The following is a 12873-nucleotide window of genomic DNA, read 5'->3' on the forward strand; positions in this document are numbered from 1 at the left end:
CCAACCAAGGAGCACGAAGTGGGTCTCACCGCCGACGACGTGGCTCGCCTGGCCGCTCTGGCCCGCATCCAGCTCACCGAGCAGGAGTGCACGGAGCTTGCCCCCGAGCTGGACGTCATCCTCGAATCCGTCGCAAGCGTCTCTGAGGTCGCCGGGCCCGATGTGCCCCTCGCGACCCATGCGATGCCGGTGGTCAACGTGTTCCGGGCCGACGTCGTCACCCCCTCGCTCACCCAGGAGCAGGCCCTCTCGGGTGCTCCAGCGAAAGAGGAGGGCCGCTTCCGCGTCCCCCGGATCCTGAGCGAGGACTGATGAGCATCCTGAAGCGTTCCGCGGCCGACCTCGGCCGTGCCATGGCCGCAGGCGAACTCACCTCGGAGGAGATCACCCGCGCCTTCCTCGAGCAGATCGAGGCCCTCAACCCGACGCTCAACGTCTTCCTCGCGGTCGACGCGGAGTCCGCGCTGGCCCAGGCCCGCGCCATCGACGCCCGACGCGCAGCGGGCGAGGATCTCGGCCCCCTCGCCGGGGTGCCGATCGGCGTCAAGGACAACTTCTGCACCACAGACTTCCCGACCACCTGCGGGTCGAAGATGCTCGACGGCTGGATCCCGCCCTATGACTCCACCGTCGTCACGCGGCTGCGTGAGGCAGGCCTGATCATCGTCGGCAAGACCAACATGGACGAGTTCGCCATGGGCTCCTCCACGGAGACCTCCTACTTCGGTGCCACCCGCAACCCCTGGGACACCGACCGGATCCCCGGCGGCTCCGGCGGGGGCTCGTCGGCCGCGGTGTCGTCCTACATGGTGCCCATCGCCGTCGGCTCCGACACGGGCGGCTCGATCCGCCAGCCCGGGTCGGTCACCGGCACCATCGGCGTCAAGCCCACCTACGGCGGAGTCTCGCGCTACGGGCTGGTCGCCATGGCCTCCAGCCTCGACCAGCCCGGGCCCGTTGCCCGCACCACCGAGGACGCGGCCCTCCTGCAGCAGATCATCGGCGGCTACGACCCGCACGACTCCGCCTCGATCAACCAGCCGGTGCCCGATCTGCTCACCGCCTCGCAGGCCGATGACCTCGCAGGCGTGCGGATCGGCATTGTCACCGAGTTCCAGGGCGAGGGCTACGAGCCGGGCGTCCTCGAGCGGTTCCGCGAGGCCGTCGAGGTACTCCGCGCGGCAGGCGCCGAGATCGTCGAGGTCTCCTGCCCGGCCTTCGCCTACGCGCTGCCCGCCTATTACCTGATCCAGCCGGCGGAGCTCAGCTCGAACCTCGCCCGCTTCGACGGTATGCGCTACGGCCTGCGCGCCGGGGACGACGGTTCCACCTCGGCCGAGCAGGTGATGAACCTGAGCCGCGAGGAGGGCTTCGGGCGCGAGGCGAAGCGCCGCATCATCATCGGCACCTACGCGCTGTCAGCCGGTTACTACGACGCCTACTACGGCTCGGCGCAGAAGGTGCGCAGCCTGATCCAGCAGGACTTCGACAACGCCTTCGGCCAGGTCGACGTGCTGATCTCGCCGACCACCCCCACCGTCGCGTTCAAGATCGGCGAGCGCACGGCCGACCCGATGAGCATGTACCTGGCCGACCTCTGCACCATCCCGAGCAACATGGCGGGCAACGCCTCGGCCTCCTTCCCGGCCGGTCTTTCCGAGGGGCTCCCAGTCGGGCTCCAGGTGATGGCACCACCGATGGAGGACGCGCGGCTCTACCGCGTCGGCGGGGTGCTCGAACGCGCCCTCGAGGCGCAGTGGGGCGGCCCGCTGCTTGACCAGATGAACCAGATCGATGGATCGAAGGCGGTGTCCGCATGAGCGCGACGGTCGACTACGACGAGCTGCTGACTCGCTACGAGCCCGCCCTGGGCCTTGAGGTGCACGTCGAGCTCAACACGAACACCAAGATGTTCTGCGGCTGCGCGAACGAGTTCGGCGGCGAGCCCAACACGCACGTGTGCCCCGTCTGCCTCGGCCTGCCCGGCTCGCTTCCGGTGATCAACGGCAAGGCCGTCGAGTCCGCGATCCGGATCGGCCTCGCGCTGAACTGTGAGATCGCGCAGTGGTGCCGGATGGCCAGGAAGAACTACTTCTACCCGGACATGACGAAGAACTTCCAGACCTCGCAGTACGACGAGCCGATCGCGTTCGAGGGCTGGGTCGATCTGGAGGTCGAGGGAAAGACCTACCGGGTCGAGATCGAGCGCGCCCACATGGAGGAGGACGCGGGCAAGGCGACCCACGTCGGCGGCTCCGGCCGCATCCAGGGCGCCGACTACTCGCTGATCGACTACAACCGGGCGGGCGTGCCCCTGATCGAGATCGTCACCAAGCCGATCCGCGGGGCAGGCGAGAAGGCGCCGGAGGTCGCGAAGGCCTATGTCGCTCACCTGCGCGAACTGATGAAGGCGCTCGGCGTCTCGGACGTGCGGATGGAGCAGGGCTCGCTGCGCTGCGACGCGAACGTCTCGCTCGCGCCGATCGGCTCGGAGACCCTCGGCACCCGCACCGAGACGAAGAACGTCAACTCGCTGCGCTCCGTCGAGCGGGCCATCCGCTACGAGATGACCCGCCAGGCGGCGATCCTCGACGACGGCGGGAAGGTCAGGCAGGAGACCCGACACTTCCACGAGAGCGACGGGACCACCTCGTCGGGCCGCTCGAAGGAGGAGGCGGAGGACTACCGCTACTTCGCCGAGCCGGACCTGATGCCGATCGCCCCGAGCCGCGACTGGGTCGAGGAACTGCGCGCCACCCTCCCCGAGCCGCCTGCCGAGCGCCGGGCCCGGCTGCAGGGCGAGTGGGGCTTCAGCGACATCGACTTCGCGGCCGTCGTCAACTCCGGTGCCCTCGGCATGGTCGAGGACACCGTCGCCGCGGGAGCGAGCCCGGCCTCCGCGCGGAAGTGGTGGGTCACCGAGCTCGCGCGCCGCGCGAACGAGGCGGGCGTCGAGCTCGACGAGTTGGCCATCACCCCTGCCCAGGTCGCAGGCGTGCAGGCGCTGGTCGACGAGGGAAAGGTCAACGACAAGCTGGCCCGCCAGGTCATCGACGGGGTGCTGGCGGGGGAGGGCGAGCCCTCCGAGGTGGTCGAGAAGCGCGGCCTGGTCGTGGTTTCCGACGAGGGCGCCCTGAGCGCTGCCGTCGACGAGGTGATCGCGGCCAACCCCGACGTCGCGGACAAGATCCGTTCCGGAAAGGTCCAGGCGGCAGGTGCCCTGATCGGTCAGGTCATGAAGGCCATGAGGGGTCAGGCCGACGCTGGGAAGGTCCGCGAACTCGTCTTGTCGAAGCTGTCCTGAGTCGCAGACGGAAGGGGGCGCGGTCCGAGGACCGCGCCCCCTTCCGTATCTCCGAGCCAGCCCGTCAGGACCCCCGGCGCGTGGAGCTTCCGGACGGGCACATCGGGCGCTGATCTCGGGGCCGGAGGCGGGCTCGGCATCGTCTGCTGGTGGAACCGGCCTACGGTGTCACAAGGCAGTTACAGTGGCCAGATGGGTCGCATAACGACGAGATGGCCGGTCACGAGGCTCACCATCGCAGGCACGCCGGACAGGCGGGCCGACACCCTCGTGATCGAGGAGCCCCTCGAGTTGCGCCTCGCCGGCGCGCCCCTGACCGTGACGATGCGAACGCCGGGCCACGACGTCGAGCTGGCGGCCGGCTTCCTCGTGTCGGAGGGAGTGATCTCGAAGGGCGAGCAGTTCCGCTCCGCGATCCACTGCGGAGGACCGGGCACCGGCGGCGAGGAGAACACCTACAACATCCTCGACATCGCGCTCGCCGACGGTGTGCGGCCGCCCGTCACCGACATCACGCGGTCGTTCTACACGACCAGTTCCTGCGGGCTGTGCGGGAAGGCGAGCATCGAGGCGGTCGAGACCAGTTCCAGCTTCGACGTGGCCTCCGACCGGTGCGCGGTCACCGGGAGACGCTCGTCTCGCTTCCGGACAAGCTGCGCTCCGAGCAGGCCGGCTTCAACAAGACAGGGGGCCTCCACGCTGCCGCCCTGTTCGACTCGGCGACGGGGGAGCTCCTCGTGGCGCGGGAGGACGTCGGGCGGCACAACGCCGTGGACAAGGTGGGCACCGCGGCGGGAACCGGCAGGCCAACGCCGCGCTGTATCGCGTGGTCATCGTGCGCATGTGCTGGCATCAGCCGACGATCGACTACGTGGCCCGTCGCACCGCCGAGGGCATGTCGAAGCGGGAGATCATCATGTGCCTGAAGCGGTACCTCGCTCGCGAGCTCTTCCGCCTGCTGCCGGCCCCGGACGCCATCGCCAAGCCCGTTAATGGAGAGCTCGAAATCGCGGCCTGATCGACTTGACGATCTGTAGGAGCATCAACGCCCTCGCTGAGACCGTGAACGGCTACTACAAGACCGAACTCGTCCGCGGCCCCGCCCGTCCCGGACCGTGGCGGACGGTCGAGGACCTCGAGCTCGCGACCCTCGGATGGGTGCACTGGCACGACACCCAGCGCCTACACGGCTACCCCAGACTCAGGGCGCTTCACTTCACGCCTTTTCAGTCTCGGGGGTTGGCGGTCTGGTCCGCGAGGAGACGAGCGGCCTCCGCAGCGTATGGTGCTTCCACTTGGACCTCGTAGTGGCCCGCCTCAAGGGTCTTCAGTGAGTCGAAGTCCCGTTGGCCGCCCGTAGCCAGGTATCCAAGGAAGTAAAGCAAAGCGCCCCAAACTGCGCCAGAGGCGACCGAGATGATCATGATGGCCAGCCAACCGAATCCGGGGGCGAACAGCCCGAACAGCAGGCCTAGCAGAACACCGAACCATGCTCCAGCGGCTGCGCCCTTTAGCGCAGCTTTTCCTCCTGTCAAGCGACCGAGTACGTGCTCGACAACACGAACGTCGAGCCCCACGATCGTCACTCTTTCCACGGGAAAGCCGGCGTCGGAAAGACGGTCAACCGCTGCCTGCGCGCTGGTGTAGTCAGGGAACTGCGCGATCGTTTGCTTCCAGCGGGGGTCATTGGTGTGCGAGGACTCATTAGCCTCCTGCTCCGGAGGGTTGTTGCGAGGGGTCTCGGGGCTGGTCATGGGCGTACTCCTTCGGTGAAAACTGGATGAACCACCGTGCTAAGACCAGAAGGCTGGGTGCATGCCCGTCTTCCGGTCTTGCATGGACAGGTGTTGCGCCGTTCGGCATCAGGGAAAGGTCGCCCCTTGTTTGCTTTCGGCGCGTGCCGCGAACGAGAAGCATGGAGTTGGGTTGTTCCGTGCCCTTCATCCGTGGCATGTTCTATGTCGGTGTGGGGCTTGTCGTCTTGCTGACTTTGGCTCGTCGATGGGTCTCCGGCCGGGCGTTGCTCCTGAGTCGAGTGCTGACTCAGGACATGAATCTTGCGGGGTTTTGCCTTTTCGCTGACTGGGATGACCAGGCTGAGCACGCCGTTGTCGTGGGAGGCGGAGACGTTGGCTGAGTCGACACCCTCACCGATGCTGAACTGGCGGAGGTAGGTGCCCGCGGGTCGCTCCTGAACGAGCCACTTGGCTCCCTCGGTGCGGGGTGCAGTGCGCTGGGCGCGGATGGTCAGCAACTGACCGCCGACGTCGATGTCTACCGACTCCGGTTCGACCCCGGGCAGGTCGGCGGTGAGAATGTAACGGTCAGCTTCCCGGTACAAGTCGACCAGCATCAGCCGCTGTCCTGGACGAGCCTGCAGAAGGCTCGATGCGAGGCGGTCAAGTTCGCCGAAAGGATCGGAGGACGTTGTCATCGTCAATCGATTCCTTCCCGATAGGGTGGCGTCGGACGTATCAGACTATGTCCATGTTAGTGTGGTCACTCCGTGGGGGCAACTACTACCTCTTTGTTTTTCGGGCTCTTCACAGATGAGGGTGTAGCTGTGGTGCGACCTGGGGCGGCGCGTCGGTGTAAGGGTGAGGGTCGAGGTCTTCCGATGATGGGAGTTCTCACACAACCCGTCCGGAAGGCCTCGACGTGCCTGACGCTACCTTTCACGCGCCCTGACCTGACTACCTTCACCCGCCTCGACGGCCTCGGTCTGGAGGTCACCGGCCAACTGCTCGAGCCTGACCGGTCCGTGCTGGCGGGCCGGGTCGTGGAGCCGGACGACCGGTGCAGGCGGTGCGGCTGCCAGGGCGTGCCCCGTGACACGGTGAGCAGGGAGTTGGCGCACGAGCCGTTCGGGTGGCGCCCTACCACGCTGGTGCTCACCGTGCGCCGCTACCGCTGCAAGGAGTGCTCGCACGTGTGGCGTCAGAACACCACCGCTGCGGCGCCGCCGCGGGCCAAGATCTCCCGCGCCGGCCTGCGGTGGGGTCTGGTCGGGATCGTCGTCGGCCACCTGTCGATGGCCCGAGTTGCCGAAGGACTGGGCGTGGCGTGGAACACCGCCAACGACGCGGTCCTGGCTGAGGGCCGGCGTCTGCTCATCGAGGACCCGACCCGCCTGGACGGTGTCAAGGTCGTCGGGGTCGATGAGCACGTGGTGCGCCACGAGGCGCTGTTGTATCGGATGGAGGTGGGAGACCTGCATTGGTTGGCCGTCGTAGCGGCCAGGTGAAGCTGACGGCAGCCTGTCCTGGGGGAACGCCTGGGGTGGGTGGGAGCAGCCGTGACAAAGTCAGGACGGTCCAGTACTACCGGATGGGCCGTGTCTGGTGAGCAAGACGGGAAGGTGTACGAGAGGAACCGGTGTCGTAAAGCCTCTTGATCGTCGCCCAGCTCTAACCCGGTGGATCGGGGCTGGTTTGCGGTGCGTAACCGCTTGTCGGGGCCGTCGTTGATGGTCGTGGCGGGTGGGGAACTGTCGGAACGGTGGTATGTGTCGGGTCCGGCAGGTCGTGGTGAAGGTCTACGGCGTAGCCACGACGATGCCGCAGGGGTAAAGCCGGACGCCTCGCCCGTCAACCGAACAGCAGTGAACGTGGGAACCATCCGCATTCCGCTCCCCGCATTGGTGGGGGATAGGTGCGTTGCCTGCCGAAGGGTGTGGGTGGGGCGGAGCCGTCGTAGTACTCCGAGGCCGGGAAAGCCGGTCACATGGGGAAGGGCGGCAGTGAGAGAAAGCAGAAGAAGGTGAATGTAATGTCCGAAGACGCGCCGGTGAATGTCGGCGCCTCCGGGTGGCCCGGCGATGCTCGGGCCTATCTGGGGGTACGGAGGATGCAGACCAAGCTGCATGGTTGGGCGGCCACCGATGGTGGTCGCCGGTTCGATGACCTGTGGAACCTTGTGTGTGATCCGGCGTTCTTGACGATGGCGTGGGAACGCGTCGCTGGGAACAAGGGGTCCAAGACTCCCGGGGTGGACCGTGTCTCCGTGGCACGGATCAGTTCCGGGGTCGGGGTGGAGGAGTTCCTGCGGAACCTCCGCGCTCAGTTGAGGGCTGGAGAGTTCAGGCCGGTGCCGGTGCGGCAGGTGATGATCCCCAAGGCCAGCGGCAAGCTGCGCAAGTTGGGCATCCCGACCGTGACCGACCGGGTGGTGCAGGCAGCTTTGAAGCTGGTGCTGGAACCCATCTTCGAGGCCGACTTCAAGTCGTGCTCCTATGGGTTCAGACCTAACCGGCGCGCGCAGGACGCGGTCGCCGAGATCCACCACTTCGCGAGCAAATCGTATGAGTGGGTGCTGGAGGCCGACATTGAGGCGTGTTTCGACATGATCGACCACACCGCCTTGATGGACCGGCTCCGGTGCAGGATCGGTGACAAGCGGGTGCTCGCGCTGGTCAAGGCGTTCCTGAAAGCGGGAGTGCTCACCACGGTGGGCACGACCGAGGGGATGATCACCGGCACCCCACAGGGCGGGATCTTGTCCCCGCTGCTGGCCAACATTGCCCTATCAGTCCTCGATGACGAGTTCGCTCGCCGCTGGGACCATGAGATGGGCACGGCCGGAAAGCGGGCCTGGCGCCGTGACCACGGCAAGGCGTCCTACCGGCTGATCCGTTACGCCGATGACTTCGTCATCGTGGTGAAGGGCAGCCAAGAACACGCCGAGCAGTTGCGTCACGAGGTGGCAGAAGTACTCGCCCCGATGGGGTTACGGCTGTCACCGGAGAAGACCCGCGTGGTCCACATCGACCACGGGTTCGACTTCCTCGGTTTCCACATCCGACGGATGCGGAAACGAGGCAGCAACAAGTGGTACGTCTACACCCTGCCCGCGAAGAAGGCGATCGCCTCGATCAGACAGCGGGTGAAGACCATGACCTACAGGAACACCCTGCACCAGGACCCGGGATACCTCATGGACTATCTCGGGCGGGTGCTGCGGGGATGGGCGAACTACTTCCGGTATGCGGTGGCCAAAGCAACCTTCGCCGCGATCGACTCCTACACGTGGGAGCGGATCACGGCATGGCTACGCAAGAAGCACCGCCGACTCGGATGGCCGGAACTCCGCCGCAGGTACTGCCTGCCCGGAACCTGGCGCCTCGCTCACAACGGGAAACGGTTCACCGGCGCCGCGAGCGTCCCGGTGACCAGGTACCGCTACCGCGGCTACCACATTCCTACCCCCTGGGACCGGCCAGCTGTCACCACCAGCTGAACCAGCCCTCTCTCATGGAGAGCCGGATGCGGTGAAAGTCGCACGTCCGGTTCGGCGGGCGGCCTGGGGAAACGGACCGGGAGCAATCCCGACACCGCGCCCCAGGCCGACCCAACTGGCGACATACCCGCCTCGGTGACAAGTACGTCACCGTGATCATCGACCTCACCCCGGTCCGGGACGGCACCGGGCCCTCACGCCTGCTGGACGTGGTCGAAGGTCGGTCGAAGAAGGCGTTCAAGGACTGGCTGGCCGAGCGGGACCAGGCTTGGCGCGATGGGATCGAGGTCGTGGCCATGGATGGGTTCGCGGGCTTCAAGACCGCCACCACCGAGGAGCTGCCGGACGCCGTCACGGTTATGGATCCCTTCCACGTCATCCGGTTGGCCGGGGACGCTCTCGATGAGTGCCGCCGCCGAGTCCAACAGGAACTGCACGGACACCGCGGACGCAAGGGCGAGCCGCTCTACACCGCGCGGCGGACCCTGCACACCGGGGCTGACCTGCTCACCGACCGCCAGCACGAGCGCCTTGACAAGCTCTTCGCTGGGGACCGGCACGTGCAAGTCGAGTGCACCTGGGGGATCTACCAGCGCATGATCTCCGCCTACCGTCACCCCGACCGGGCAGCCGGCCGCGTCGAGATGAGCTCCGTGATCGACGCCCTCGCCGACAGTGTGCCTGAGGCGTTGGTAGAACTACGCAAGCTCGGGCCGCACCCTGACCAGACGCGCCTGCGACGTCCTGGCCTACTTCGACCGGCCGCGCACGGGCAACGGACCTACCGAAGCCGTGAACGGTCGCCTCGAGCACCTGCGTGGCCTGGCCCTCGGCTTCCGCAACCTCACCAACTACATAGCTTATGCGGAATTCCGCATAAGCTATGGTATGTCGACCTCGGGGTTATGTTGACCGACGTCGTGGGGTGCCTGTTCCAGTGCGGGTTGGGGCCTGATCCGGTCAACATAACGATGAATGCTCGGGTCGGGGTTCGCTTGATCTGACCGGGCGATCGTTGGGATCGCCTGGCTTCGGGTCAGGAGGACCAAGATGGTGATTCATCGTGATCAGTGCCGCGCTGACGCGCGGGACGTGCTGGACGAGTTCGAAGCGTGGCTGCTGCGGGAACGGTCCACGCAAGAGGGCACCGCTGCTGCCTACGCCGACACGTTCCGGCTCCTGCTGACCTACGCCCAGCAGGCCACCGGGATCGCCCCGTCGGCGTTGACCCTGGCCGATCTGGACGCGGACCTGATCGGCGGATTCCTCCAGCATCTGGAAACCGAGCGCGGCAACTCCGCCGCGACCCGCAACGCCCGCCGGGCCGCGCTGCGGTCGTTCTTCAGCTACGCCAGCTACCGGGCACCCGACGCGATCGCAACGATCAGCCAAGTCCTCGCGATCCCCGCGAAACGCACCAAGACCACCCTCGTGTCGTTCCTGACCGCTGCCGAAGCCGAAGCCCTCATCGCAGCCCCGGACACCGGCACCTGGCTCGGGCGCCGAGACCGGCTCCTGCTGCACCTGGGCATCCAAACCGGACTCCGCGTCAGCGAGCTGACCAGCCTGCACATCGACAGCATCCAGATCGGCCCGCACAGCCAGCTCGAATGCATCGGCAAGGGCCGCAAGCAACGCGTGATCCCACTCCAGAAGAACACCGTCCAACTCCTCAACGCCTGGTTCGGCGAGCTTCCACCCGTACCGGACGGGCCACTGTTCCCGACCCACGCCGGGACGCCACTGACCAGGGCTGCGGTCGGCAAGCTCATCGCCCGTCATACCGCTGCCGCGGTCGGACGGTGTTCTTCCTTGGCCGAGAAGAACGTCACGCCCCACACGCTGCGGCACACTTGCGCAATGAGCCTGCTGCACGCCGGGATCGACACCGCGAGCATCGCGCTCTGGCTCGGGCACTCGAACATCCAGACCACGCAGATCTACCTCCACGCCGACCTCGAACTCAAACGACGAACCCTGGAACGCGTCCCCGCCGTCGATGAGCGGCCACCGGCCCGCTACCAAGCCTCGGACGCTCTCATCGCGTTCCTCAAGAACCGCTGAACCCCGCACGGTTATGTTGATCGGCTCAGGCCCCAACCCGCACTGGAACAGGCACCCCACGACGTCGGTCAACATAACCCCGAGGTCGACATACCATCGCCCGCGCACTCCTCGAAGCCGGCGGATTCAGACCACACCTACACCCCGAATTGTGAAGAGCCGGAAAAGGCTTCCAGCGGCTGATCTCGCGGTGGCCCGAGCGTGCGAACGGGGTGTCGGACACCGTCTGACACCCCGCTCGCCGCGAGCCAGCTCACCCCATGCCGAGGCGTTCGGCCACGAAGTCGATGTCCTTGTCGCCGCGGCCCGACAGGTTCACGATGATCACGTCGTCCGCCGTGAGGGTCGGCGCGAGCTTCATGGCGTAGGCCAGCGCGTGGCTCGACTCGATGGCGGGGATGATGCCCTCGGCACGGCAGAGCACCTGGAAGGCCTCGAGGGTCTCGTCGTCGGTGGCGGTGACGTAGTTGACGCGGCCCAGGTCGCGCAGGTGGGCGTGCTGCGGCCCGACGCCGGGGTAGTCGAGTCCCGATGCGATCGAGTGCACCGGCCACGGCTCGCCCGCCTCGTCCTGCAGCACGAGGGTCTTCATGCCGTGGAGCACCCCCGGCGTGCCGAGCGCCATGGTCGCGGCGTGCTCACCAGGGGCGTCGAGGCTCCTGCCCGCGGGCTCGACACCGTAGATGGCGACGTCCGCGTCCTCGAGGAAGGCGCTGAACAGGCCCATCGCGTTGGAGCCGCCGCCAACGGCTGCCACGAGCGCGGTGGGGAGGCGTCCCTCCTTCTCCTGGACCTGGCGGCGTGCCTCGCGCCCGACGATCGACTGGAAGTCGCGCACCATCGAGGGGAAGGGGTCGGGGCCCACCACCGAGCCGATGGCGAACATCGTCTCGCCGAAGTCGGCCGCCCACACGCCGAAGGCGGAGTCGACGGCGTCCTTGAGGCAGCGTCCTCCGCTCTCGACGGAGACGACCTTCGCGCCGAGGAGGCGCATCCGCACCACATTGGGGTGCTGCTTCTCGATGTCGATCGCGCCCATGTGGATCTCGCACTCGAGCCCGAGCAGCGCGGCGGCGGTGGCGAGGGCGACGCCGTGCTGGCCTGCGCCGGTTTCGGCGATGACCTTCTTCTTGCCCATCCGCTTGGCAAGCAGGACCTCGCCGAGGGTGTGGTTGATCTTGTGCGCGCCGGTGTGGTTCAGGTCCTCGCGCTTCAGGTAGATCTTGGCCCCGCCCAGTTCGGCGCTCAGCCGTGCCGCGAGGAAGAGGGGTGAAGGCCGGCCGACGTAGTCGGCGAGCAGGGCCTCGTACTCGGCCTGGAAGGCGGGGTCATCCTTTGCCTCGGCATAGGCAGCCGCCACCTCGGCGATCGGCGCCTCGAGATGCGGGGGGAGGAAGCGGCCGCCATGGGCGCCGAAGAAGCCGGCCTCGTCGGCCTGGGTGAGCGAAGTCATGCGCGGATGCTACTGGCTCGACCCTGCGGATCGGAAGCGGTTCGCAGACTGGATCGTCATCCCCGCTCACTTGACCAGGAGTGCGCCGCTTCCGTAGGGGATTGCCCGATCGAGGAGGATGGCGAGCCGACCCCCGAGTTCCTCCACGGGCCAGCCGAGCGTCACAGGGACAGCAGCGACCTCAGCCAGTTGTCAAGGACGGGCGGGTCGGCGACCAGCTCGACATCGGAGTCGCGCCCGGTGAGGTGCAGCAGCAGCTCAGAGGGCAGCCCGCTGAGGTGGATGGTCCGCTCGCCGGTACCGATCTGCTTCTCCTCGCCCTTGTCGGTGCGCGTGAGCCGCAGCTGGTCGCCCGCCTTCGCCTGGACCCGACGTGCCATCACCTGCACCAGTGGCCACAGCTCCTGCTGCTCCTTGGCGGTGAGCGTCTGCGAGCGGCCGTTGGCGCGCAGCACGTCCTCGTGGTGGATGAAGAACTCGCTCGTGTTGACCAGCCCGTCGAGCGGGCGCATGATCCAGCCGGGCGTGCGGATCTCCTCGACCAGGGTCGGATAGTCCATGGAATGGAGGGCGCGGTTCTGGATCTGTTGGGTCTTCTCCGCGAAACGTTCGAGCCCGATCCCGGGCAGCGCCCCGAGCTTGTGCTCGCGCACGTACAGGTGCGCGGCGAGATCCTGCGTCTGCCAACCCTCGCACTGCGTCGGGGCGAACGGGCCCAGCTCGTCGAGCAGGTCAGTCAGGGCGGCGCGCTGGCGCTTGGCGAAACTCATGACCCCAGCGTAGACGGACGGCGCCCTCCGGGGGCGGGTGGCTAGGG

Annotated in this window: 10 protein-coding genes and 5 pseudogenes; 11 read left to right on the forward strand and 4 right to left on the reverse strand. The window is 67.1% G+C overall.

The genetic code is table 11. The features are described from left to right. Nucleotides 1-18 precede the first annotated feature (18 nt). The 7 genes and pseudogenes from gatC to BW733_RS18040 form a co-directional block, all read left to right on the forward strand. On the forward strand, nucleotides 19-312 hold the full coding sequence (gatC, locus tag BW733_RS15855; RefSeq protein WP_077352008.1) for an Asp-tRNA(Asn)/Glu-tRNA(Gln) amidotransferase subunit GatC: 294 nt from the start codon (nucleotides 19-21) through the stop codon (nucleotides 310-312). Continuing rightward, a complete protein-coding gene (gene gatA, locus BW733_RS15860; RefSeq protein ID WP_202970378.1) occupies nucleotides 309-1820 on the forward strand; it encodes an Asp-tRNA(Asn)/Glu-tRNA(Gln) amidotransferase subunit GatA in 1512 nt (503 codons plus the stop codon). The genes gatC and gatA overlap by 4 nt, the downstream gene beginning before the upstream one ends. Continuing rightward, nucleotides 1817-3304, forward strand: coding sequence for an Asp-tRNA(Asn)/Glu-tRNA(Gln) amidotransferase subunit GatB (gene gatB, locus BW733_RS15865; RefSeq protein ID WP_077352012.1), 1488 nt, complete (start codon nucleotides 1817-1819; stop codon nucleotides 3302-3304). Before gatA ends, gatB begins: the two co-directional genes overlap by 4 nt. A 324-nt stretch (nucleotides 3305-3628) precedes the next feature. Beyond that, nucleotides 3629-3826, forward strand: a pseudogene (locus BW733_RS19915) (formate dehydrogenase accessory sulfurtransferase FdhD); the annotation flags it as partial. An 89-nt stretch (nucleotides 3827-3915) separates the two neighbouring features. Beyond that, nucleotides 3916-4077, forward strand: a pseudogene (locus BW733_RS19920) (formate dehydrogenase accessory sulfurtransferase FdhD); the annotation flags it as partial. A 53-nt stretch (nucleotides 4078-4130) separates the two neighbouring features. Then, nucleotides 4131-4322, forward strand: coding sequence for a hypothetical protein (locus tag BW733_RS19615; RefSeq protein ID WP_237268239.1), 192 nt, complete (start codon nucleotides 4131-4133; stop codon nucleotides 4320-4322). 26 nt (nucleotides 4323-4348) lie between these two features. Further along, nucleotides 4349-4498 (forward strand): annotated as a pseudogene (locus BW733_RS18040) (IS3 family transposase); the annotation flags it as partial. Nucleotides 4499-4530: 32 nt separating this feature from the next. Here BW733_RS18040 and BW733_RS15875 read toward each other — a convergent pair. Together BW733_RS15875 and BW733_RS15880 are read right to left on the reverse strand one after the other, a co-directional pair. Then, nucleotides 4531-5058, reverse strand: a complete 528-nt coding sequence (locus BW733_RS15875) for a general stress protein (protein ID WP_077352014.1) — start codon at nucleotides 5056-5058, stop codon at nucleotides 4531-4533. Further along, on the reverse strand, nucleotides 5055-5738 hold the full coding sequence (locus BW733_RS15880; RefSeq protein ID WP_077352016.1) for an Hsp20/alpha crystallin family protein: 684 nt from the start codon (nucleotides 5736-5738) through the stop codon (nucleotides 5055-5057). Before BW733_RS15880 ends, BW733_RS15875 begins: the two co-directional genes overlap by 4 nt. A gap of 224 nt (nucleotides 5739-5962) precedes the next feature. Between BW733_RS15880 and BW733_RS15885 the strand changes: the two are divergent. The 4 genes and pseudogenes from BW733_RS15885 to BW733_RS15900 all read left to right on the forward strand — a co-directional run. Further along, nucleotides 5963-6482: pseudogene (locus BW733_RS15885) on the forward strand (transposase); the annotation flags it as partial. Between the two features lie 590 nt (nucleotides 6483-7072). Next, nucleotides 7073-8539: a group II intron reverse transcriptase/maturase gene (ltrA, locus tag BW733_RS15890; RefSeq protein WP_077352018.1), complete on the forward strand. Its 1467-nt coding sequence runs from the start codon at nucleotides 7073-7075 to the stop codon at nucleotides 8537-8539. A gap of 116 nt (nucleotides 8540-8655) precedes the next feature. Continuing rightward, nucleotides 8656-9451 (forward strand): annotated as a pseudogene (locus BW733_RS15895) (ISL3 family transposase); the annotation flags it as partial. 138 nt (nucleotides 9452-9589) lie between these two features. After that, entirely contained in the window at nucleotides 9590-10603 is a 1014-nt protein-coding gene (locus BW733_RS15900; protein WP_077350747.1) for a tyrosine-type recombinase/integrase, read from the forward strand. A gap of 253 nt (nucleotides 10604-10856) precedes the next feature. Here BW733_RS15900 and trpB read toward each other — a convergent pair whose 3' ends face one another. After that, the gene (gene trpB / locus BW733_RS15905) at nucleotides 10857-12056 is read right to left on the reverse strand and encodes a tryptophan synthase subunit beta (protein WP_077352020.1); all 1200 of its coding nucleotides are present in this window, start codon (nucleotides 12054-12056) and stop codon (nucleotides 10857-10859) included. Nucleotides 12057-12217: 161 nt separating this feature from the next. Then, the gene (locus BW733_RS15910; RefSeq protein WP_077352022.1) at nucleotides 12218-12826 is read right to left on the reverse strand and encodes a TIGR03085 family metal-binding protein; all 609 of its coding nucleotides are present in this window, start codon (nucleotides 12824-12826) and stop codon (nucleotides 12218-12220) included. Nucleotides 12827-12873 lie beyond the last annotated feature (47 nt).

The sequence above is a fragment of the Tessaracoccus flavescens genome (assembly GCF_001998865.1).
GTDB lineage: Bacteria > Actinomycetota > Actinomycetes > Propionibacteriales > Propionibacteriaceae > Arachnia > Arachnia flavescens.